Origin of the sequence: Paracoccus sediminis (assembly GCF_900188295.1) — a bacterium.
Lineage (GTDB): Bacteria > Pseudomonadota > Alphaproteobacteria > Rhodobacterales > Rhodobacteraceae > Paracoccus > Paracoccus sediminis.
In genome coordinates, this window is the sequence record NZ_FZNM01000015.1 from 23,349 (window position 1) to 45,008 (window position 21,660).

The 21,660-nt window shown below is 65.8% G+C and carries 17 protein-coding genes; 8 read left to right on the forward strand and 9 right to left on the reverse strand.

Going from position 1 to position 21,660, the window contains the following annotated elements:
- Positions 1–8 precede the first annotated feature (8 nt).
- Together CHB77_RS15585 and CHB77_RS15590 are read right to left on the reverse strand one after the other, a co-directional pair.
- The gene (locus CHB77_RS15585) at positions 9–977 is read right to left on the reverse strand and encodes a ParB/RepB/Spo0J family partition protein (RefSeq protein ID WP_089389107.1); all 969 of its coding nucleotides are present in this window, start codon (positions 975–977) and stop codon (positions 9–11) included.
- A 15-nt stretch (positions 978–992) separates the two neighbouring features.
- Positions 993–2,384 (reverse strand): AAA family ATPase, encoded by a 1,392-nt coding sequence (locus CHB77_RS15590; RefSeq protein WP_089389108.1) that lies wholly within the window; start codon positions 2,382–2,384, stop codon positions 993–995.
- Positions 2,385–2,867: 483 nt separating this feature from the next.
- Between CHB77_RS15590 and CHB77_RS15595 the strand changes: the two genes are divergently transcribed.
- Positions 2,868–3,869: a replication initiator protein A gene (locus CHB77_RS15595; RefSeq protein ID WP_089389109.1), complete on the forward strand. Its 1,002-nt coding sequence runs from the start codon at positions 2,868–2,870 to the stop codon at positions 3,867–3,869.
- 12 nt (positions 3,870–3,881) lie between these two features.
- Here CHB77_RS15595 and CHB77_RS15600 read toward each other — a convergent pair whose 3' ends face one another.
- The 4 genes from CHB77_RS15600 to CHB77_RS15615 are packed head-to-tail and all read right to left on the reverse strand — an operon-like array spanning position 3,882 to position 7,591.
- Entirely contained in the window at positions 3,882–5,063 is a 1,182-nt protein-coding gene (locus tag CHB77_RS15600; protein ID WP_176430354.1) for a glycosyltransferase family 4 protein, read from the reverse strand.
- Positions 5,056–5,985: a sulfotransferase gene (locus tag CHB77_RS15605; RefSeq protein WP_089389111.1), complete on the reverse strand. Its 930-nt coding sequence runs from the start codon at positions 5,983–5,985 to the stop codon at positions 5,056–5,058. Before CHB77_RS15605 ends, CHB77_RS15600 begins: the two co-directional genes overlap by 8 nt.
- Positions 5,982–6,836, reverse strand: a complete 855-nt coding sequence (locus tag CHB77_RS15610) for a sulfotransferase (protein WP_141133738.1) — start codon at positions 6,834–6,836, stop codon at positions 5,982–5,984. The genes CHB77_RS15605 and CHB77_RS15610 overlap by 4 nt, the downstream gene beginning before the upstream one ends.
- Positions 6,837–6,841: 5 nt before the next feature.
- Positions 6,842–7,591, reverse strand: coding sequence for a class I SAM-dependent methyltransferase (locus CHB77_RS15615; protein WP_089389113.1), 750 nt, complete (start codon positions 7,589–7,591; stop codon positions 6,842–6,844).
- 169 nt (positions 7,592–7,760) lie between these two features.
- Between CHB77_RS15615 and CHB77_RS15620 the strand changes: the two genes are divergently transcribed.
- The 4 genes from CHB77_RS15620 to CHB77_RS15635 all read left to right on the forward strand — a co-directional run bounded on the left by CHB77_RS15620 (position 7,761) and on the right by CHB77_RS15635 (position 12,243).
- Positions 7,761–8,627 carry a sulfotransferase gene (locus CHB77_RS15620; protein ID WP_089389114.1) on the forward strand — a complete coding sequence of 289 codons (867 nt, stop codon included), beginning with the start codon at positions 7,761–7,763 and terminating at the stop codon, positions 8,625–8,627.
- Positions 8,628–8,741: 114 nt separating this feature from the next.
- Entirely contained in the window at positions 8,742–8,975 is a 234-nt protein-coding gene (locus tag CHB77_RS15625) for a hypothetical protein (protein ID WP_089389115.1), read from the forward strand.
- A complete protein-coding gene (locus CHB77_RS15630; protein WP_089389116.1) occupies positions 8,975–10,105 on the forward strand; it encodes a hypothetical protein in 1,131 nt (376 codons plus the stop codon). The genes CHB77_RS15625 and CHB77_RS15630 overlap by 1 nt, the downstream gene beginning before the upstream one ends.
- Positions 10,106–10,116: 11 nt before the next feature.
- On the forward strand, positions 10,117–12,243 hold the full coding sequence (locus tag CHB77_RS15635) for a PKD domain-containing protein (protein WP_089389117.1): 2,127 nt from the start codon (positions 10,117–10,119) through the stop codon (positions 12,241–12,243).
- On the opposite strand, the gene CHB77_RS15640 is transcribed toward CHB77_RS15635, so the two are convergent.
- Positions 12,240–13,100, reverse strand: a complete 861-nt coding sequence (locus CHB77_RS15640; protein WP_089389118.1) for a VPLPA-CTERM sorting domain-containing protein — start codon at positions 13,098–13,100, stop codon at positions 12,240–12,242. The genes CHB77_RS15635 and CHB77_RS15640 overlap by 4 nt on opposite strands.
- A 12-nt stretch (positions 13,101–13,112) precedes the next feature.
- Here CHB77_RS15640 and CHB77_RS15645 point away from each other — a divergent pair, with 12 nt between their 5' ends.
- Entirely contained in the window at positions 13,113–14,438 is a 1,326-nt protein-coding gene (locus CHB77_RS15645) for a glycosyltransferase (RefSeq protein WP_089389119.1), read from the forward strand.
- A 141-nt stretch (positions 14,439–14,579) separates the two neighbouring features.
- Here the strand turns inward: CHB77_RS15645 and CHB77_RS15650 are convergent, their stop codons facing one another.
- Complete coding sequence (locus CHB77_RS15650) at positions 14,580–15,593, reverse strand: sulfotransferase family protein (RefSeq protein ID WP_089389120.1); 1,014 nt, start codon at positions 15,591–15,593, stop codon at positions 14,580–14,582.
- Between the two features lie 208 nt (positions 15,594–15,801).
- Positions 15,802–17,418, reverse strand: coding sequence for a VPLPA-CTERM-specific exosortase XrtD (gene xrtD, locus CHB77_RS15655; protein WP_089389121.1), 1,617 nt, complete (start codon positions 17,416–17,418; stop codon positions 15,802–15,804).
- Between the two features lie 122 nt (positions 17,419–17,540).
- Here xrtD and CHB77_RS15660 point away from each other — a divergent pair, with 122 nt between their 5' ends.
- Together CHB77_RS15660 and CHB77_RS18400 are read left to right on the forward strand one after the other, a co-directional pair.
- A complete protein-coding gene (locus tag CHB77_RS15660; RefSeq protein ID WP_089389122.1) occupies positions 17,541–18,569 on the forward strand; it encodes a glycosyltransferase in 1,029 nt (342 codons plus the stop codon).
- 122 nt (positions 18,570–18,691) lie between these two features.
- Positions 18,692–21,553, forward strand: a complete 2,862-nt coding sequence (locus CHB77_RS18400; RefSeq protein WP_089389123.1) for an HAD-IIIC family phosphatase — start codon at positions 18,692–18,694, stop codon at positions 21,551–21,553.
- The last annotated feature ends 107 nt before the right edge of the window (positions 21,554–21,660 follow it).

The following is a 21,660-nucleotide window of genomic DNA, read 5'->3' on the forward strand; positions in this document are numbered from 1 at the left end:
CGAAACCGTTATCGCGATTGCAGCCAGTGGGACAGAGCGTTCAGAAAATCTTCAGTCACGCCCTTGCCTGACAGGACGGCCCGTCCTGGCCGGGCCGTCATTCGTACCCCTGTCCCGATGTCTTCCCAAGCATCGTCCTGTGCCATCGGGGCCTTCGATTCAGGTTCGGGGCGCAGCGCTGCCTCTAGGATGGACCGTTCATCATGGGCCCGAGCGGGTCGCGCCGTTGTCAGACGATCCTGCAGCCGGCCGGTCAGGGTCCGGTCGGCCTGCATGGCCTTGACCAAGGCCAGCCCCAGCTTTTCCGGGATCGCTTCAGGAAAAAGCAGGACATCGCCCAAGGCGTCGTGCAAGGCCACGAAGGACAGGATCTTTGATCGCTTTGGTGCGGGCGCATGTTGGAACAGCACCTTCACCGCAGCGGCCGGACTGTCGAAGACGCCCAGACGCGCGGCCTCATGGGCCAGTCGGCCGCGTTCATAGAACGACAGGTCGGCGCGAATCTCGTTTTCCTCGACCATGGCTAGATAGGCCTCGGGGGCGGCCTCGAACGGCCGCAGCAACGCCTTGACCGTGGCAAAGCGATCGTCCCCTGTTTCATCCCTCAGCGCCGTCAGGGCCGCCAGGCGTCGCGCGCCGGACACCAGGCCATAGCGTCCGTCCGGAAGGGCCACGACCTCGATCGGCATCTGCTGGTTCCGGTTGCGGATGCTGGCTTTCAGCGACGCCATGTCCTCGGGGTCCATGTGCATGCGATCGCGTTGCAGATGCGTGGCCTCGACGGTATCCAGCGGCAGATCCAGGACCATCCGGCCGCTGTCTCGGGCTTGGCGCAGTTCGGCCGCCAGATCGTCCAGGGCCGCCTGGGTGGCGGCCTCGGCGGCAATGCGCGCCACCGGGGGAAGGTGCGACGGGGCAGCAGTCGTCCCCTCGCCGCCGATCGTGCCGAAGGCGGTCAATCGCTTGCGCTTGGCCATTGTCCTCTCTCCTTGTTATTTCGCACGCGAAACATCTTGCCGCCCTCCCAGTTCCTCGCGCCGCCAGATGCCCAGCAGCAGCGATTTGAAGGCGGCATAGGTGCGGTCAAAGGTTTCCCGGCCGCGCGCATAGGTTTCCCGGTTGAAATCGCGGTAATCGGCTTCGTAGATGCCGTGGACCTGTTCGCCCGCCTGGCCGATCAGGGCGGTGAAATCCTGCCGGTGCGGCGACAGGGTTGAGCCCAGATAGGACTGGATCAGCCCGGCCAGTTCGGCCTGCTGGCCTGCGTCATAGCGGGTCATCACCGCGCGCACCGCGTCCCATTCGAAATGCAGCTCGTCGCGCCCCAAAGCGCGGGCGGCGATGTTCTCGCTGTCCTCGATGCTGGCGAATGTCGAATGCAACATGTCGAAGAACCGTCCCGTGGAATCAAACTCTAGGAACGAGGCGCCAAAGGGCACCAGCAGGATGTCGGCCGCCGCCAGCCCGTTGATGGTCAGATAGCCAAGCGCCGGCGGCGTATCCAGGAAGATCAGGTCATAGCGGTCCAGGATCCCGTCCGCTGCCAGCGTCTCGGTCAGCGCGTCCCACAGCTTCCACCCGCGCGAGGCCATGCGCCAGACCGGGATCTGGAATTCCGCCCAGTACAGGTTCAGCTGCGCCCCGATCAGGTCGATATTCGGCCAATGGGTCGGCCGGATGAGGTCGCCCGCCGTGATCTTCAGGGCATCGGCCAGGCTGTCGTCGAGCGCTACCGGCGGATCGCCCCGGTCGATGCGGCGCTGATTGTCCAGGCGCAGCGTTTCGGCATAGTGGCGTGCCAGCAGCGGAAAGACCGTCTGCCATTCGTCCTCGACTTGGGCGCCGAAGATCGACGACAGCGATCCCTGGCTGTCCAGGTCGATCATCAGCACCTTGTAGCCGTCCAAGGCCGCCGACATGGCCAGATGCGCGCAGGTCGAGGTCTTGCCGACCCCGCCCTTGAAGTTCGCCACCGCCACGATCTTGGCGGGCAAGCCCTTGGGACGATAGGGCAGGTATTCCTTGGACTTCGATCCTTCGGCCCCGAAATGGGCGCGCAGGCGCTGCACTTCGTCCAGGGTGAACCACTTGGCCCCGGCCTCGGATTCCGACCGGCCTTGCGGCAGGCTGGGGTTCTGGCGCAGCACGCGGCGGAAATGCTGGGGGGCCACCGGGATCAGATAGCGGGTGATTTCCCAGGTCGAGAACAATCGGAGCCTGCGGCCCCCGTTTTCTTCAAGCCCCCGACCGACCAAATCCTGGCGCCCCCGGCGATAGTTCGCGGCGATTCGCGCCAGGCCTTCGGTTCCCGTCGGATCTTCCAGCATGGACAGGGCACGGTCGGGAGACAGGTTGAAATAGGGCGGGCTGTTCAGGCTGCTCATCGAATTTTAACCTCATATGCCGACTTTTTGGCATCATACTCAAAAAAACGATACATGCGATATTTTTCGCAACACCACTGCGTTTTTCTTGGCAGTTTCCGTCTCGAGGCCGCTGCGGCTGTGGCTATTCCGCAAGCCCTTCTGGTTAGAATCCTGTTATTATATAGTTACGCCCGAGGAGGACGGATTTTTTTCCAGGCATTACCTTGATATCAAAGGATATGTCATGAGCCGTCATGGCTGCGGGTGAATTTGATCCCACGTTCTTCCGACTCTGAACCCACGCTGGGGCGATTCCGATCCCCCGAACAATCGCTTTCTTTGACGCTCGGCCTTCTGGACGCTTGTCCTGTGGATAAGTAGGGTGGGCGTCATTGAAACGACGAACGGCGTCAAGGTCCGCAGAATCCTGCGAGACCACCGAAATGGGACAAAACCCAGGACCGGACATTCGGCCAGGGGGTGGGACAGAAAGGGCTGCGGATGGTTTCGGCATCGGCGGAAACGGCAATCGGGGCGCCTGTGGTGCAGGACTTCTTTGTCTGTGATTTCTTCGCGGCGGTGCCCAAGCATGACTTGGCCTCGATGGAGCATCCGATCTTTTCGCTATCCACCCGCCCCGACCGGCGGGTGGTTCGTTACGATCACAATGGCGCCACGCTGACCGTGACGCCCAGCGTCAAGGGCCGGGCGACGATCTTTGATGCCGACATCCTGATCTTCTGCATCAGCCAGCTGATGGCCGCGCTGAACGTGGGCCGTGCGGTGTCGCGCAAGCTGACCCTGACGGCGCGCGACCTGTTGCAGGCCACCAACCGGGAAACCTCGGGCGACGGCTATCAGCGGCTGCGCGATGCCTTCGAACGTCTGGCAGGCACCCGCATCACCACCAACATCGTGACCGGGGATCACGAGGTCACTTCGGGTTTCGGACTGATCGAAAGCTGGGACATCGTGCGAAAGACCCGCGCGGGCCGGATGGTTGCGGTCACCATCACCCTGTCGGAATGGCTGTTCAACGCCGTCCTGTCACGGTCCGTCCTGACGCTGAACCGAGACTATTTTCGCATGCGAAAACCGCTCGAGCGGCGAATTTACGAATTGGCGCGCAAGCATTGCGGGCGGCAGGTCGAATGGACCATATCGGTCGCCACCCTGGCCAAGAAGACCGGATCGACCAGTCCCGTCCGCGTCTTTCGCGCCATGCTGCGCGAGATGATCCGCGAGAACCGATTGCCCGATTACGACCTGGCCGAACAACCGGGCGATATCCTGCGTGTCACCCCGCGTGCCGTGCCGACCCAGCCGGGCGACGGTCCGCATCTGCGCCCCGAAACGCTGGATCAGGCCCGAAGTATGGTACCGGGGGCCGATGTCCATGCGCTTGCCGCCCAGTGGCGCGGCTGGTGGGCCGCGACCGGCCGGCCCAGGCTGCGCAGCGCCGACCGGGCGTTTCTGGGATGGGTCCGGACAAGGGGGAATTAAGGCTGCCGGGTGTCAGGCCAGTCCCAGACCGGCCAGCGAATTGCGTTTCACCCAACCCGTTCGATCCTGCGGATCGTCCAGGAAATGCCTGACCAGGTCAGGCCATTCCAGGCCGACATGCAGCGCCTCGAGGGCATCTTCGGCGCCTGCCGAAAGCTGCCCGTAAAGGACGGGATCACGGCAAAGCCGTCGGATCGCCGCGGCAAGGGACGCCGGATCGCCGGCCTTGAAGACCAGCCCGCCCGTCCCGTCCCGGATCCGGCCGCGAAAGGCCGGATGATCGGACAGGATCAGCGGCGAACGGGAGGCCAGCCCTTCGTAGATCGTGTTCGGAAGCCCCTCGGGATAATCGGGACGCGACGGCACGATCACCAGATCGCAGGCGGTCATGCTGGCGCGCACGACAGCATTGGGCACAACCCCCAACAGGTCCACGCAGTCGCCCAGACCCAGGGCGGCGGCGCGCGCGGCCCAGGGGCGGGGATCGCCGCCGCCCGCCACCGACAGCCGCGCCCGCAGGCCCTGGCCGTGCAGGATCACCAAGGCCTCGAGACAGTCGCCAAGGCCCTTGGCCTCGCTGAGCGTCCCGGCATAGAAGCAATGCGGCCGTGCGGGATCGGCCATGCCAGACTTGATCCCGCCGTCCGGGCGGATCCGGCTCCAATCCCAGGGAATGATCCGGTCGGGCGGAAGGCCCAGGACCGTCACGGTCGAACGCGAGGCGTTCAGGCTGTGATTGGCGACGCCCGCGACATGCGGTCCCGTCAGCAGCCGTGCCAGCCGCCAGGCGCGCAGCCGACCCCGCAGCCCGTCGCCGGAAAAGATGTCGGCGAAACAGGGCAGCGTCGGGATGTGGCGGCGGCGCGCCTCGGCCAGAAACGGTCCAAAGGGGGATCGCAGGATCAGCCGGGCGGGGGTCAGCCCGTCGAACAGCGACGCGATCCGAGGCCGGTTTAGTTTCGCACGCGAAACTCCTATCGACCGCAAACCGGGGGCCATCAGCTCCTCGTGGGGCCGTGCGCAGATCGCCAGCGTCGTGACCTCGAAATCCCGCGCCAGCCCGGCCACGAACCGCAATGACGCGTATTGGTCGCGATAGGTTTCGGGCGCCCCGTCCGTCATGCGTGCCCAGGCGGCCCCGAAATCGCCGGTCTGCACGATCAGAAGACCGGGTCGGCGGGACGTTTCAGCCAAGGTCGTATCCATAGCCGTGCAGATCCAGCCCGGTCATTCCGGCCAGGGCACGGTTGCCCGCCGAGAATTCGGTGCGATAGCGCGCGGCGATCATGGCCTTCAGCCGCGCCTCGATCCGCGCGTCCAGCATCCGCGGCATCGCCCGGTCGAACAGGCGGACCACGCGGTCCTTGGTGCGCCAGGCGATCCCCGGATCGCGGTGCAAGGGGCTGCGCCGCACCAGCCGGTTCAGTCTTCGGTTAAAGGCGGCCGCGGCGAGTCCCCGGCCGACATTGTCGCCGCCAGGTCGCCCCGAGGCCGGCGGGCCCAGCGGCAGGTCCAGGAACCGCCCCAGCCGGTCGAAATAATCCCGAGGATCGGCACGCAGCATTTCCTGCGGAAGAACCAGAACCCGGTCCGGCCCGAACGCCTCGCGGCAAAAGCCGACCGCGCGTTCGAACCGCAGAAAATCGGGGCGCAGCAGGGGACTGAAGGCCGGATCCTCTTGTCCGGTGCCGATGAAGTCGCGGGGGGATGCGGTGCCGCCCTGCTTGGCGTATTCGCGCAGCATCGACAGGGCCATGGCGCGCTGTTCGCGGATGGTGATAAGAATCCGGGCCTGCGGAAAGGCGGCGTGCAGCCTGCGCAGATTGGCCGGCCCGTCATAGCGCCCGGCCAGGGGATCGCCCAGCAGTACCTCTTCGGACCAGACCGGCAAAAGCCCTTCGGCCCTCTGCGGCGCCTCGAGCGCGGCGAACCGGGCGGCCAGGGCGGCGGGGTCGAAGATATAGTCGTCGGCCAGCACCAGTCCGGACACGACATGGCCCCGGCTGCGCGGCCCGCCGCCCAAGGCCATGCCCAGGTCGGCGCGACCGAAGACCTGGCGCTGCAGAAAGGTGGTGGCGGTCTTGACATAGCCGATGTGGAAGACGGGACCGGTCATGCCGCGGGATCGTCCAGAACAAAGCCCAGCCCCGCCTTGCGGATGGCGGCGTGCAGCGCGTCAAGATTGTCGATCCGGCGCTTTTCCCCGGTGGGCGCCAGATCCGCCGCGACCGGACCGGAGGCCAGGCCCAGATCGTCGCAGATCCGGTCCACGGTGGCCTGGTGGTTGGCAGGGCCATTCAGATCAGGGTCGTAATCGACGCGCAGATGCGGCAGATCCGCCAGCAGCAGCCGTTCGTAATCCAGCATGGCCAGGTTCCAGCGAAGCTGATCGACGAATCGGTCCGGATCCAGGGACAGGTGGCGGATCAGCGCGGCACCGTTGCCGCCTTCGCGGATGTGGTACTGGTCGATGACCTGCGCGCAGGACAGGGACAGCGACTGGTCATAGGTCCGCCGCCGGATATGGATCAGCCGGAACCCGTCGGCCAGCAGCCCGTCCAGAAAGGCGCGATGGTCGGGAATGCGCTGCACTTCGAGCATCTGATAGGACAGCAGCTTGCAGCCCCAGGCGCGGCTGGACTTGATCCCGGCCAGCCGGTTCAGGAAACCGCGCGGGCTCAGAACGGCATGGTGCAGAACCTCGCCATCGCAATGGATGCCGGGAACCTGGTTCAGCAGCCGGTGCAGCAGCGTGGTGCCCGAACGCGGGCGGCCCAGCATCAGGAACCGCTGCGTGTCGTTGCGCCGGATCAGGCTTTTCAGGAAAACCCTCGCCTCGAAGGCATAGCCTTTCATCGTGGCGCGGTCGTGATGCCAGCGGCCCAGCACATAGGGATCGCCCACCGGGGCGATGCGATGCACCGGATGGTCTGCCAGAAGGGCCGCCCGGTCCGGCGCCTGGGCCATTTCGCTCACGTGTTCCGGCCTTTCTTGCGCAGGGCCATGGCCAGGTTGAACGAGGCCGGCCCGTAATCCCGGCCCAGTTCGGCCGCGCAACCCCGCGCCAGATGGTTGCGAAAGGGCGCCACGCCCGTCTTGCGGCCCAACCCCTCGCTCCAGCTCAGCAGGGGGTCGCAAACATACCCCCAAAGGCGCGTGGCGACAGGCTCTAGGGGCGCGAAGGCCGTGCGGATTTCGTCGGCGGTGTAATGCTTGTGTCCCTTGCGGATGTCGCAAAAGCCATTGTGGGTGCGCCGGTAAAGGCCCAGGCGGAACAGCATCCGGTGCAGCGCGGGCTTGACTTCGAACGGGTCCAGCCAGGCATGGCGACCGGCATGGGGGACGCTGACGATCAGCAGCCCGCCGGGCCGCAGCGCCCGGATGCAGGCCGCGGCAAAGGCGGCCTCGCGTTCCAGCGGCACATGTTCGAAGACATCGGCGCAGATCGCCGCGTCATAGCTCTCTGCCGGTATGTCCATGTCCAGAAAGTCGCCGCTGCGAATCTCGATCCTGTCCGGGGTGGGGGGGATGATGCGGGGATTCCAGTCGATGCAGGTGATCCGGTCGGCCATGTCCAGATACGGGTAATCCGGCGCGACCCGGCCGCTGCCGATATCCAGAAGGCTGCCTGTCGGCCCGCCCAGCAGGTCGCGGATGATTCTGACCCGCTGCGCGCCGGGGCTTTGCGACGGGTCGTCGGAAAGGGCTGGGGACAAGGACATCGGAAACGTTCCACGGCGGTTTGCGGCACTGTCGGTGCTGGCCGGGCCATGGTCAAGACGAACCGTTCGGACCGGTTAAGGACGATTCGCGATCCCGCGGCGGGTCCGCTTGAAATCCCTGGGCAATCGGCTAAGACAAGCCGGCCACAAGAGGGACAGCAGGGATAGCATGGCCGACCCAGCCCGTTTCAGCGCCAATGCCTTTCTGATCGGCGCCCAGAAATCGGGCACCACCTGGCTGGCTTCGCTGCTGGAGCAAAGCCCCGACATCTGCGTCTCGGATCCCAAGGAACCGCAGTTCTTCACCCGCCAGTTCGGCAAGGGCGAGGATTTCTATCGCGGCTGCTTTGCCCGTCCCGACGCGCCGGTGCGGCTGGATGCCTCGACCACCTACAGCTTTCTGCGGCCGGCCCATGCCCTGGACGATCCCGACGCGCCGGGGCTGCTGGATCCCGTGCCGCAGCGCATCGCCGAATGGGCGCCGGATGCGCGGTTCATCTATGTGCTGCGCGACCCGGTCGGCCGTGCGGCCTCGGCCTATCGCCATTCGATGCGGATGCAGCCCCCTCCCAAGGGTCCGGTGTCGATGCTGGACTGCCTGCGCGACCAGCCGATGCTGGGACTGATCAGCCGCTATGGCGATCAGATCGAACGCTATCTTGCCGTTTTTCCGCGCGACCGCTTTCTGTTCCTGGATTTCCGCGACCTGACCGCCGATCCCGGCCTGACGGTGCGGCGGGTCTGCGATTTCCTGGGGGCCGCGCAGCCCGATCTGCGCCTGTCCGCGGCCGAGGAGGACAAGCATCCGGCCTATCGGCTGACCCCGGTGGGTCAGGCCGTGCACCGGCTGCGCAAGGCATTGCCGGGACTGGCGGGAACGCTGCAACGCAACCTGCCCAGGCCGCTGGAACGCTATCTGTCGCATCGGGTCGCCCGCGCTCCGGCCAGCATCGCCTTGACCCATCAGGCCGAGGCCGCGGCCCTGTTCCGCGCGGATCTGGACCGTGTCGAGGCGCTGACGGGCCTGCGGCTCTAGCGAAACGGCCGCCGTCGTTGCGCGATCGGCAGTTGCGCAGGACGGTCGATTCACCTCTCGTTAGGGCCAATGACTGAACTTCCGTGTTCACCCGAGCATCAGGAGGTTGCCGCCATGTCGCTTATCAAGAATGTCACGAACACTTGGTCGGACCCGGTGGCTCTGGCCACCGACGAAATCTGGCAGGCGCGTTGGGGCAGCGTCTTTCTGACCACCACGGCCAATCCCGATCCCAAGGACGGGTTTTCGCTGGAACAGGGGCAGGGGGTTCTGATCGGCGCGGGCACCCAGGTCCGCTATCGCAAGGAAGGCCGCGTCGATGCGGTGATCGTCCACGAGGCGGTGTGATGGGCAAGGCCTTCTTTCTGCCCGCGCAGATCCTCGGGGTCGAACGGTTGGGGCGCCAGGCCTCGCCTTCGGCCTATCCGGCGATTTCGGAAACCGAAACCGGCGGCATCCTGGTCAAGGCCGGTCCCGTGCCCCTGGAGATCACCATCGACAGTCTTCCCTATCGGGGCAGCTATGGCATCGACCCCGCGGTTCTGGCCGATGGTCCCGTCAGCCTGGTGCCGCCGGCCATCGTCGGATTGGCCGAAATCGGGCAGGTGCTGACGGTCAAGCCGGGGCTGTGGGGCCATGACGGAACATTGGCCGCGCCGGTCCTGGCCTGGCAGTGGCTGCGCGACGGCACGGCGATCGCCGGGGCGACCGGCAAGGATTATGTGCCGACCTCCACGGATCAGGGCACGGCAATCAGCGTGGCCGAAACCGCGCAGGATGCGCATGGCACCGGCCGGGCGGTGTCGACGCCGCTGGCCATGCCGCAGCCTTCCGTTCCGCAGCCCTCGGTTCCGGCGCCGTCCGGGGCCTTGCTGACGGCGACGCAGCGCGCCAAGGCGGTGGGCACCACGGCCGCGCGGATCTTTGCCGGATTGGATCTGGGCGCGCCGGCCGCCACGCGCGACATCGTCGTGCTTGCGGCCGCGATCGGATCGGCAGGGGCCACGATCGCCTCTGTCAAGGTGGCCGGGATCACCGCCACCAGGCTGACCCAGACCCTGTCGGGCGGATCGGGCATCATCTGCATCGGCGCCTATCTGGCGCGCGTTCCCGCCGGAACGATCGGCGATGTCGAACTGCTGACCTCGGTCAACACCACCGCGCAGCATGTCGCGCTGTTCCGAGGCGAAACCCTGACGCTGGCCGACAGCGCCACCGGCGCCATCGCCAACGGGGGATCGGTCGGCATGACAATCCAGGCCGGGCGTGCCGGAGGCAAGGCCTTGGCGCTTGTCGCCAACAACAACGGCACCGCCTTCGACTGGACCGGAGGCAGCGAACTTTACGACGAGGATATCCAGACCGGCAAGTTCGTTTCGGCCGCGCTTGGCGATGTCGGTCAGGACGGTCGTGCCGGGCTTTCGGCCAGCCGCGTTTCGGGTACCGGCCAGATCGCCGGGCTGATCGTCGCGTTCTAGGGAAAAAGACAATGATCCATGTGAAATTCTCGTCCCCGGCACTGATGGGCCAGCCGGTCAGGATGATCGTGACCCAGGGCCGGGTGTCGCGCAGTCTCAGCATCGACGCCTTCGGGATGGACAAGCTGCCGTCCCCCGACCCCGACCCCGATATTGTTCCTGTTCCCGATCCTGATACCATCCCCGGCGGACAAACCGAAACGCCGCCGCCTCCGGTCGATACGGGCAAGGCCACCCTGACCCTTTCGGCGCGTCGCGGCGATCAGCAGATCGCGCCGGAGGGCGTCGCGTTCTTTGCCGAGGTCAGCGGGTTCGATGCCCAGAAGCCCACGGACGGGTCGGTCTATGATCCGACCATGCACGACATCGCCTATGTCTGGAATTTCGGCGACGCCGGGGCGACCCACACCGCCCCCCAGAACATGCTGTCCGAATGGCGCGATGCGAACACCGGATACGGCCCCTTCCCCGCGCATGTGTTCACCAAACCCGGAACCTATGCCGTCACCTGCATCGCGACGGAAAAATCCAGCGGCAAGGTCGCGTCGGCCACCCTGTCGTTCACCGTGCAGGATCCCGAAGCGGTCTTTACCGCCGCGACCACGGTTGTCTGCGCGTCCAGTGGAAACTATGCCGGCGCCCCCGCGCATGACGTGGCGAACCGCACGACGACCTGGCCCGCCGCCATCGCGCGGCTGAAGGCCCTGAAATCCCTGGGCCAGCCCTGCCGCCTGCTGTTCCGGGGCGGGGACCAGTTCGAAATGACCGCCAACAACTATGTCGGGAACGCCTATCACAACCTGTATGTGTCCAGTTTCGGGACGGGCCGGGCCACCGTCAAGATTTCCAGCGGTTCCTTCGCCTTTCAAATCTGGGGCAGCCTGCCGGTCTCGGGCGCCTCGGTTTCCCGACTGGCCTTTGTCGGGCCTTGGGACAGCACGACCGAAGCGCGCGACCCGGCCTATGCCGCGACCACCAATCCAGGGGCGGTGTCCATCGAAGGCGGGTTCGGCACGGTCCACGACTGCACGGCGACGGGGTGCTATACCGCCTTCTCGAACGGCAGCTGGTCGGGATTGACCGCGATTTTTTCGAACTGCCAAGCGACCAACTGGGAAGATTACGGCCTGTATGTGGTGGGTGAAAAACCCGTTTCGCCCAGCGATCCCCTGACCGGCTATGTCGGCGTCCTGGGGTGCCGGCTGCATCAGGCGGCCAATGCCCTTCAAGGCGCGAACGGCAAGTCGGTCACGGACCGGGGCAACCGTCACGGCACCTTGCGGATGCACGCGCAAGGCTATCACTATGTGGATGCCCTGGACGGGTTCTCGCGCAACGGATGGGGCGCGTCGGCAGGGGTTCCGGTCGATCAGAACATCATCCGCGACCACCGCAACGACCCCAAGAGCCGCGCCTTCTTCAGCCGCATCATGGGTGAAGGGGGATCGCAAGGCTATGGGAATGGCGCCGCGATCGGCGAGGGTCATGCCGCCAGCAACACCGTCATCGACAAGTTCCTTTTCATGGGCTCGGCCCGCACCCAGAATGCCATCGGGATTTCGGGAACCGCCGTGACCGTCCGCAACGGCATCGTGCACCGCCCGAACGTGGGAACCGGTGCGGGCACGGCGGACAGCAGCATCACCCTGGCCGACGGGCAGCCTGTGGACTTCGCTGCGGCGGCGCTGACCGAACCCGTGCGGGTCTATAACGTAACCATCGTCAATGAGATGGACGACACGCAACAGGCCCGCAACGGCCAGGGCGCAACGGCCTGGACGCCGGTCGACATCCGGCCCGGCGTCTATGCGGACGGCATGGCGCAGGTGGCGAATATCGTGGTCCACCGCCCGAACTTCACCGGGGGCTTCGTCGGCGACGGGCCGCTGAACAGCGCCCGGCTGGGCCTGGTACCGCGCTATCTGGGCTATCGCTGGAAAAACCACGCCGCCAGCAGCCTGGGCGACAAGCTGGTCATGGACACGTCCTTCGCGACCCCCGCCGATCCCTGGTCGCTGTGGCGCCCCGCACCGGGCGCGAAGGCCATCGGATCGGCGACCGGGCTGGTCGCCCATGACGACCTGCTGGGCAACGTGCGGCCCCCGGCGGCGTCGCGCGGGGCGGTCGAGCCTGCCTAGACCGGCTTTCGGCGCCTGCGCATCATGGCAAGGGCGCCGAGACCCAGGGGCAGAAGGGCCGCAGAGGCGGGCAGGGGGACGGGGGCCAGTTCGACGATGGTGAAGGTTGTGGTAATCGCTCCGGCACGGCCCCACCGATCGCCGGTCGAAAGATCAAATCCGTCCCCATCCCACCTGCCCCAACTGGTAAGCGTCACTTGGGATCCATCCGACCATATCCCGAAAGCATCTGCGACGATCGTCAGCGGATCAAGGCTGACAAGACGTTCCCGAGAATAAGTCGTGCAATCGAAAGATCCTATGGAACAATCGGATGCCTTGTATCCGTCTTCGTCTTCGCCGATTTCCGCCTGCAAGCGGAAAATGTCCCCTTTGACGGCATTGGGGAAAAGCGTCGACACGTATCCCGGAACATCCAGAATATCCAATTCTTCAGCGAAGAAGCTTTCATCGATTTCTTCATCATACAGAAAGACATCCTCGAATACGCTGCTTTCATACCGCAAGTCATATCCGACGCTGGCAGCCTGGACGGCCTGTCCCATCCCGAACACCACGGCTGCCGCCGCAGCCAAAGCCCTGATAACCATGAAACCCCCAAAGAAAAGCGCCGCCGAATCAACAGCGATAACGCGGCCGGGGCCATGATCGGATCCGGGAACGGGAAAAGTCTTGGGGAAAGCAGGGCGGGGCGATCTATCTTGGCGCGAAACGCCATGCAAAACAGATCCTTGAACAATTAACCCGATCTTTATCAATTCAGCCGTCCGGGCCGCTTTCCCTTGCGGGACCGGCCCGCGGACGGCTTTACTCGGCCGCGCCTTCCCGGCAAGGTGCGCCGGATCTGCGTTTTCCATGATGGCGGACCCATGCCCGACCCCCAGGTGCGTCCGCGCATCGCCTATCTGACCGGCCAGTATCCCGCCGTTTCGCACACCTTCATCCTGCGAGAGATCCTGGCCCTGCGCGCCATGGGGTTTTCTATCGACACCTGTTCGGTGCGCGCTTCCGGTCCTGAACATCAGCGCGGTCCTGACGAACGCGACGCCGCCGCGACCAGCTTCTATGTCCAGCCTTCGGCCCGGTCCCCGCGCCATCTGGCCCGGACGGCCGCACTGGTCCTTGGTCGGCCCCGGTCGCTGGCACGGATGATGCGCCGGGCCTGGTCCATTCGGCCGCCCGGTTTGCGCGGGCTGGCCTATCACCTGTTCTATGCCGCCGAGGCCGCCCTGCTGGCAGCCCATCTGGACGGGCGCGGCATCGCGCGGCTGCATAACCATTTCGCCGGGGCCAGTGCCTCGGTATCCCTGCTGGCCGCGGTTTTCCTGGACATTCCGTTCAGCTTTACCCTGCACGGTCCCGCCGATCTGGTCGAGGCAGGCTCTGCCCGGCTGGACCGCAAGATCGCGGCGGCCGATTTCGTGGCCTGCATCAGCCATTTCGCCCGCAGCCAGGCGATGATCCATGCCGATCCCGCGGACTGGCCGAAACTGCGCATCGTCCATTGCGCCGTCGATCCGGCCCGCTATGCCGATGCCGGCGATGGTGATCTGCGGGGGCCGCAAGGCCCGGTCCGGCTAGTCTTCGTGGGCCGTCTGGCGCCGGTCAAAGGCGTGCGGGTTCTGCTGGATGCCGTCGGGAAGGCCCTGGCCCGGGGGGCGGATCTGCATCTGACCGTGATCGGCGACGGTCCCGACCGCGCCACGCTTCAGGCGGCGGCGGCCCCGCTGGGCGGCGCGGTGCGTTTTACCGGATACCGGTCCCAGGACGAGGTGGCGGCGCATCTGGCCGAAAGCGACCTCTTCGTGCTGGCCAGTTTCGCCGAAGGCGTGCCGGTGGTGCTGATGGAGGCGATGGCCAGCGGCCTGCCGGTCGTCGCCACCCGGATCGCCGGAATTCCCGAACTGGTGGACGACGGCAAAAGCGGGGCGATCGTGGCGCCGGGCGACGCCGCGGCCCTGGCGGACGCGATCGCACGCCTGGCCGCGGATCCGGAATTGCGCCGGCGGATGGGCCGGGCGGGGCGCGCAGCCGTGTCGCGGGATTTCGCCCTGCAAACCGAAGCGGCGCGGCTGGCGCGGCTGTTCAGCGAAGGACCGGACGCTGCCCTGCGCCCGCAGCCTCTGGCTGCGGCAGGCGATCCCCGGCCGGATCCAGCCCCCATTCCGACAGATCCAGCCCCGTCAGCCGGGTAAGCTCGGGGATCTGGGCGCCAAAGCGCCGTTCCAGCAGGGCGGACTGCACGCAGGATTTTCAAAAGGCCAAGGGTTGAAGAAAAATGACTCCCAACTTCTTTAACGGCTAGGATCTTAAAGGCTTTTTACCGCAGGAATGCATTACCATTCTGCCCATGGCAGGCCTATCCGCCGTTCGAAAATTTTATTGTAAGACTCAAATTCAGCCTCTAGTTGCCGGCGCAGATCTTTGCTCAGGTGGCGAGTCGCCGGGTCTGCAGGTCGTGCAAGATTAGAAAGAATCTTGCTTTTCAAAGAACGGGGCAAGATTTTATGGGCTAGTGGATAAAGAGGATGGTCACGCAACCTGTCAGCAGTCTGTTCGTGGGCAGTTTTCTTGAAGAAATCTGAGGTTACGTTGCGGGGAACAGTTTCCAATGGGCGGGGATTGGGTCCTATGCCAAGAAAATTCTGCACACGGCGCATGGTTTCTTCGGGTTTTTTTCGAAACTCACCCTGAGTCAGGATCAAAATCTGATTTTTCGGGAAAAAACGTTCAAATTCAACAATTTGATTTTCGTATTTGCTTGTCTCGGCGATGGCGGAATAATAGGGCGATGCTGGATTTTCCATTTTTTCAAACACGTCATCAAGTGGCAGGTGACGCAGATCCACACCAACCACATTCTTGAGATACTTCACAGTTTGAAGCAATTCGGATTGCACCCGGTCCACCGGATTCCGAACAATATAGATTAATTTCATCCTCGGATTCGCACGGAACATGCGTTCGGCCGTACCTGCGACAAGCGGCCATCTGGTATAGCTGGTGGAAGCCTCGCCGCAGATCTGGTCGACGCCAGCTTCTGCATAAAGGCCAGTGTACCATTCTTCACCTCGCTTCAGCAAGATTTCCGAGGAAAAATAATGGGGTTCTTTGGGTCGGCAGCAGAAAACCCTGGGGTGATGGGACAAATCCTCATCAAGCGAGGTCGTTCCGCATTTCGCACTGCCGATAATACAGAAATCGACCATCCGTCCTTTCGGATAGGTGGGAATGTCGGCAAAGGCCACGCCCTTTTCCGTCAAAAGCCAGACCGGGATCGGGGAAGAAGACATGAAAAGCTTTTCCTGCAGGAGTGTTCGCTGATTTCGGTTGTTCATGGCGCCCTTCATTACGCAAGTCCACTACCGCTCTTGTGAAAATTCCAGACAGTTCGGCTCTTGCCGCTTCAACACCACGGAACCCGGCGCCGGAATTCCCGAAGGCCTGCGCGTGCGGGCCGTGGGGATGCTGCGGCCGATCTATGCCTCTTGCGCCGAACGGTTCCCCGAAACGAGAGATCTGTGGGCGCGGTCGCTCAGCGGTTCCTGAGGCCGCGGATCACGATTCGTCGGACGGCATGAAGCGGGGCAGCGGGACCATCACCTCTTTCAGGACGTCCAGCAGGCGCGCTTCGGCGGCGTCGTTCGATTCGTCGCGCGATATCGGCGTGGTCAGCCGCACCAGCCCGCCGTCGGTGCGCCCGGTGGTGATGCCGTCGGTCATCAGATAGAATTTCGCGGCGATGTCCCAGGCGACCTTCCGGCCCTTCTGTTCGAACCAGTAAAAGACCATCATCCGGGTTTCGCCCTTCTGGATGATCGCCCGGTTGATCTGGAAGGGGGTGTCGCTGCCCAGCCGGGAGGCGATGTTGATGCGTTCCAGCCTGGCGATTTCCCAGCCGTTTCCGGGCAGGCATATTTCCGGCGAATGCACGCCGCCCTGGCTTTGATCGGCATACCAGGCCATGAACAGGCCGACCGGCGCCGCGACCCCGTCGCGCCGCAGGTTGACCTGGTGGTAATCGTCGGCCCCCAGCGTCTTGGCGATGCTTTCGCCCAGAACCTCGGCCGGGCCGACCTGTTGCCATTGGCTCAGATTGCGGGGGAAGGTGCTGAAATCCTGCCGCGCGATGTTTCCGGGGCTGCGTTCGGGCAGCGCCTGCCAGGCCAGGGCCGCGACCGTCACCATCGTGGCCGCGGCGATCAGCGCCGCCGAGGGCTGAACCAGCCGCAGCCGGCCCACCTGCCGGACCAGTCCGTCGGTTTCCAGATCCAGGGCATTGATGAGGCCCGGTTTCTGCGGGTGGAAGAACAGCATGATCCAGGCCAGCAGGAACAGCAGCGCCACGCAGGCGACGAAGATCACCCAGCCTTCGAAGAAGTGGGTGAACCCCTCGACCCATTCCAGGCCCCAGCGGTTGACGATGTATCCGGCAATGGCGATGCGGACCGAATTCATCACCACGGTGATCGGCGCGGCCGACAGCAAAAGGATCGCCTTGTGCCAGGTCGGCCCGCGATACAGCACCGCGAAGATGTACGAAAAGGACAGGATCGGGAACAGATAGCGCAGCCCCGAACAGGCCTCGGCCACGTGCAGCTTGGTCACGCCCAGGTCGATGACGTTGCCTTCCAGGAACACCGGGACGGCCAGCAGCTTCAGGAACCACACGCCCAGTTCGGACGACACGAATTGCAGCCAGGTGGACAGCTTGTAATACAGCACGCCGGGCAGCGGCAGCATGTAGACCAGGTGCAGCACCGGCGGCCACATGTGCTTGCCGCGTTCCCAGCCGAACGAGATCAGCAGGATGCCGCCCACCCAGATGATGGTGGCATAGGCCACGATGTCCGAGATGTTGGCCATCCGGCCCAGCATGCCCACGGTCAGCGCCAGCATCACCACGGCCACGCCGGGCCAGCGGTCGGGCAGCGCGCCGGGCCGGGCGGGAACGTCCTTGAGCTGGCGCAGGAACAGCAGCGCCGACAGCGCCGGGATCAGCGGGCCATGGCTGTATTCGGGCAGTTGCCAGGCGACCAGCAGCGCGTCGAGGCCGGGATAGAAGAACATCCCGGCGCCGATGGTGGCGATCGCCAGCCAGACAAGCCCCCAATGGATCGACCCGCTGGATTGCCGGCTTTGGGGCAGGGTGGCGTCTTGGGAAAACAGCGACATGACCGGCAGCCTTCTCGAACTCGTAAATACCTGTCGCGGACCTTAGCAGGTTCGGCGGCTTGCCGACAGTCACCGTTAAGGTCATGTTTAACGCCATTCGATAAAATAATCGCGGGTTGGGCATGACGGCTTTGGATATCGGCATCTTCGCCCATGACGAGGCTGCCCTGATCGGCGCCCTGATCGGCGATCTGGCCCGGCAGGATCTGATTCGCGATCCGGCCGCCGACCTTCGGATCCTGGTTCTGGCCAATGGCTGCACCGACGACACCGTGGCCCGCGCCCGCGCGGCGGTGGACGCGCTGTCCGATCCGGCGGTCCGGTCCCGGTTCCAGGTGCTGGATCTGCCCCAGCCCGGCAAGTCGCGCACCGCGCACCGCTTCATCCACGACCTGTCGCGCCCCGAGGCCGAGGTTCTGGGCTTTCTGGACGGCGACGTGCATCTGCCGCAGCCCGACACGCTGGCGCGGATGCTGGCGATGCTGGACGAGCGCCCCGGCCTGCGCGTCGTCACCTCGCGCCCGGTCAAGGACGTGATCCATTTCGACCGTCCCGCGGGCGCCATGGCGCGGCTGATCGCGGCGGGCGGCGACGGGCTGTCCGACTGGCGCAAGTCGATCTGCGGGCAGCTGTTCATGATGCGCGCAGCCCCCGCCCGCCGCATCGCCCTGCCGGCGGGCCTGCCGGTCGAGGACGGCTTCATCCGGGCCATGGCGCTGACCGACCTGCTGTCCGGCCCCCAGGATCTGGACCGCATCGACGGCGATCCGGCGGTCTTTCACGTCTATGAATCGATCCGCGGCCTCGGCCCGCTGATCCGCCACCAGACCCGCATCGTGATCGGCAGCGCCGTCAACGCCGCGCTGTTCGCCCATATCCGGCGCAACGCTCCGACCGAGGAGCGGGCCCATGCCCTGCTGATGCGGGCCGCCGACGATCCCCAGTGGCTGGGCCGGGTGCTGAAGACCGAACTGCCGCGCGCCCCGCATGGCTATGTCCCCTTCGATTTCCTGGTCAAGCGGCTGCGCCGGGGCGGACGGCCGGGGGTGAAGGGCAAGGCGATGCTGGCTGCGGGCTTTGGGCTGGACCTGCTGGTCTGGCTGCGCGCCTCGCTGCGCATGGCCTTTCGGCCAAGCGCCGGATTCTGGTGAACATGACCGTTGGTTAATGCTCTTTTCCTGCGCTATGGCTGCGGCCTGGGGCGGGACGGTCCCACGCCGCAGCCCAACCCGCAGCCCCAACCCGCAGCCCACGCCGACGACAAGGACGAACGATGACCGACGCCTCTGACGCCTATCTGCGCGCCGAACGCGACATGGACGTGCCGCCGGTGGCCGAACGGGGCCGGCGGAACCTCAATCCCCAGGGGATCGGCTTCTGGTCCCTGGTGGCCGAGGATTTCCGCACCCATGAACGCAAGCCGTTCGAACAGGGTTTCTGGGCGATCTTCGTGCACCGGTTCGGCAACTGGCGGATGGGCCAGCCCAAGCTGGTGCGCGCGCCCGCGACGCTGCTTTATCGCATCCTGTTCAAGCTGGTCGAATGGCTGTGCGGGATTTCGCTGTGGTACACGGTCAAGCTGGGCCGGAGGGTGCGGATCTGGCACCATTCGGGCATGAGCCTGGGCGCCCGCGCCATCGGCGACGACGTGCAGATCCGCCAGAACACCACGCTGGGGGTGGCCCAGACCGGGGTGAACGACGCCCTGCCGATCATAGCCGACGGGGCCGACATCGGCGCGGGCGCGGTGATCGCGGGGGCGGTCCTGATCGGCCGGGGCGCCCGGATCGGCGCCAATGCCCTGGTGCTGGCGGACGTGCCGGACGGCGCCACCGCGATGGGCAATCCCGCGATGATCTATGCCCGGCCCGCCGGCCCGGCGGCGGAAATGCCCGCCGAACCCGCCGCCGAACCCGCCGCCGAACCCGCTGCGGCCCCGGTTCCCCCCGCCGGCGAGGCGATGCGCGAAACCCCCTGCGACATGGGAACGGTCGCGATCCTGGGATCGGCCAACCTGGATCTGCTGGCGGGCAACCTGTCCGACATGGCCGCGCGCCACGGCATGACCGTCGCCGTCCATGTGCCGCCCTTCGGTCAGGCGCGGATGGACCTGTTGAAGGACGCGGCGGATTCGCCCCTGCAACAGGCCATGTCCGGCAAGGGACGCACCGCCACCCTGATCGTCGAGCGCGCCGAGGACATCCTGGGCGAGGTGGCCCGCGCGCCCCTGTCGCTGCCCGCCGATCAGGCCGGCGCCTGGCTGGAGGGCGCTCTGGCGCCGATGCTGATGCTGATGCGCGAGGCCCGCGCCCGCCTGCCCGGCCCGATCCTGGTCACGCGGCTTGCGGCGTTTTCCCGGTCCAGCCTGGGGCTGGCCGATGGCGGGCGGCCCGACGGGCTGGCGGCGCTGCTGAACCAGGCCAACGCCATCCTGTCGCGCGAGGCCGCGACGCTGGCCGACACGCATCTGCTGGACACGGGCGCCATGCTGGCCGAACTGGGCCAGAAGGCGGCCGATCCGGGCGGGTTCTGGCATCTGGGCCGGATGCCCTTTTCCAACGCCTTCGGCGAACATCTGGCGAAACGGACGCTGGGCGCGCTGCTGTCGCTGCGCGGCCAGACCGCGCGGATTCTGGTCCTGGATCTGGACAACACCCTGTGGGGCGGCGTCCTGGGCGAGGACGGGATCGAGGGGGTGGACATCGGCGGCGCCTATCCCGGCTCGGCCTTTCGCGCGTTCCAGGACGCGCTGCTGGCCCTGTCGCAGCGCGGCATCGCCCTGGCCGTGGCGTCCAAGAACGACGCGGATCTGGCGCTGCGGATGATGGGCGATCACCCCGAAATGGCGATCCGGCCCGGCCATCTGGTCGGCCACCGCATCGGCTGGTCCGAAAAGGCCGTGGGCGTGCGCGAGCTGCTGGACGAGATCGGCCTGGGCGAGGCGTCCTGCCTGTTCGTCGACGACAATCCCGTCGAACGCCAGAAGATGCGCCGCAACCTGCCCGAATCCATCGTGCCCGCCTTTCCGGCCGCGCCCGAGGATCTGGCGGGCTGGATCCTGGACAATCCCTGGCTGGAATGCCTGGATCTGACCGCATCCGACCTCAAGCGGACCGCGCAGTATCAAAGCCGCGCCCGGATCACGGCGGCGCGGCAGGAGTTCCAGGACATCGCCGATTTCTATCGCGACCTGGGCATGACCCTGGTCTTCGAACCCTATGGGCCGGGCAACCGCAAACGGGTCCTGCAACTGTTTTCCAAGACCAACCAGTTCAATGCCACCCTGCGCCGCCACGACGCCGCCAGCCTGGAGCGCCTGGCACAGGCCGGGGCCGAGATCCGCGCCATCGGCCTGTCGGACCGCCACAGCCCCTATGAGCTGATGGGGGTCATCGTGCTGGCGCCCGATGCCGCGATGAAGGCGGCCTTTCCCGACGACCCGGCGGTCCAGGCGACGGACGCGCCCGGCGCCCTCTGGGTGGAAAGCCTGCTGCTCAGCTGCCGGATCCTGGGCCGCACGGTCGAGGATGCGATCGTGGCCTGGGCCACGGGCCAGGCGGCGGACCGGGGGGCGCCCCTGATCGGGCAGATCGTCGAGGGGCCGCGCAACACCCCCGTCCGGGGCCTCTTTGCCAAGGCCGGTTTCGCGCCGGTCGATGCCGGGGCGGATCCGGGCGCCGGGGGGACATGGCGTCACGATGCCGCCAGCGACAGGAAAGCCATCCCGGTGCCCGATTACTTCACCCTGGGCGATACCCCCCCCGCGCCCGCGCCGTCCGAAAGCCCCGCCGGAAACCCGGCCGCCAAGGCCGCCCCCAAGACCGTCCCGTTCCCGCCGGCGGCCCCGGCCGCCATGCCCCCAGCCACCGGATTTCCGCCGGCGGGGCCGGCTGCCCCCGCCGCCCTGGCCCCGTCGCTGGAAACCGGGCTTGCCAGCACCTTTCGCCGGGTGTTCCGCCTGCCGGCCGATCTGGATCTGCAATCGGCCACGACCGACAGCATCGCCGCCTGGGATTCACTTGGCCATCTGCGGCTGGCCATGGAAATCGAACAGACCCTGGGCCGACGCATTCCGGGGGAACGGCTGGGCCATATCCGCAGCTATCAGGATCTGCGCAACGCCTTGGCCGGATAAACAAAAGACAAGCCGACCCGTTTGGGATCGCCCCTGAATTATCCGGATTTTTTGGATCGGATATAGAAACTCGGGAATTTCGGGAATGTTCCCCGTTCCGCCCGGAT

Bases quoted from the DNA above. Each gene is read 5' to 3' on its own strand.
- xrtD (WP_089389121.1), bottom strand. From the start codon at position 17,418: ATGTCGCTGTTTTCCCAAGACGCCACCCTGCCCCAAAGCCGGCAATCC.
- CHB77_RS15645 (WP_089389119.1), top strand. From the start codon at position 13,113: ATGCCCGACCCCCAGGTGCGTCCGCGCATCGCCTATCTGACCGGCCAG.
- CHB77_RS15660 (WP_089389122.1), top strand. From the start codon at position 17,541: ATGACGGCTTTGGATATCGGCATCTTCGCCCATGACGAGGCTGCCCTG.
- CHB77_RS15590 (WP_089389108.1), bottom strand. From the start codon at position 2,384: ATGAGCAGCCTGAACAGCCCGCCCTATTTCAACCTGTCTCCCGACCGT.
- CHB77_RS15630 (WP_089389116.1), top strand. From the start codon at position 8,975: ATGGGCAAGGCCTTCTTTCTGCCCGCGCAGATCCTCGGGGTCGAACGG.
- CHB77_RS15635 (WP_089389117.1), top strand. From the start codon at position 10,117: ATGATCCATGTGAAATTCTCGTCCCCGGCACTGATGGGCCAGCCGGTC.
- CHB77_RS15625 (WP_089389115.1), top strand. From the start codon at position 8,742: ATGTCGCTTATCAAGAATGTCACGAACACTTGGTCGGACCCGGTGGCT.
- CHB77_RS15640 (WP_089389118.1), bottom strand. From the start codon at position 13,100: ATGGAAAACGCAGATCCGGCGCACCTTGCCGGGAAGGCGCGGCCGAGT.
- CHB77_RS15610 (WP_141133738.1), bottom strand. From the start codon at position 6,836: ATGGCCCAGGCGCCGGACCGGGCGGCCCTTCTGGCAGACCATCCGGTG.
- CHB77_RS15615 (WP_089389113.1), bottom strand. From the start codon at position 7,591: ATGTCCTTGTCCCCAGCCCTTTCCGACGACCCGTCGCAAAGCCCCGGC.
- CHB77_RS15605 (WP_089389111.1), bottom strand. From the start codon at position 5,985: ATGACCGGTCCCGTCTTCCACATCGGCTATGTCAAGACCGCCACCACC.
- CHB77_RS15595 (WP_089389109.1), top strand. From the start codon at position 2,868: ATGGTTTCGGCATCGGCGGAAACGGCAATCGGGGCGCCTGTGGTGCAG.
- CHB77_RS15650 (WP_089389120.1), bottom strand. From the start codon at position 15,593: ATGAAGGGCGCCATGAACAACCGAAATCAGCGAACACTCCTGCAGGAA.
- CHB77_RS15620 (WP_089389114.1), top strand. From the start codon at position 7,761: ATGGCCGACCCAGCCCGTTTCAGCGCCAATGCCTTTCTGATCGGCGCC.
- CHB77_RS18400 (WP_089389123.1), top strand. From the start codon at position 18,692: ATGACCGACGCCTCTGACGCCTATCTGCGCGCCGAACGCGACATGGAC.
- CHB77_RS15585 (WP_089389107.1), bottom strand. From the start codon at position 977: ATGGCCAAGCGCAAGCGATTGACCGCCTTCGGCACGATCGGCGGCGAG.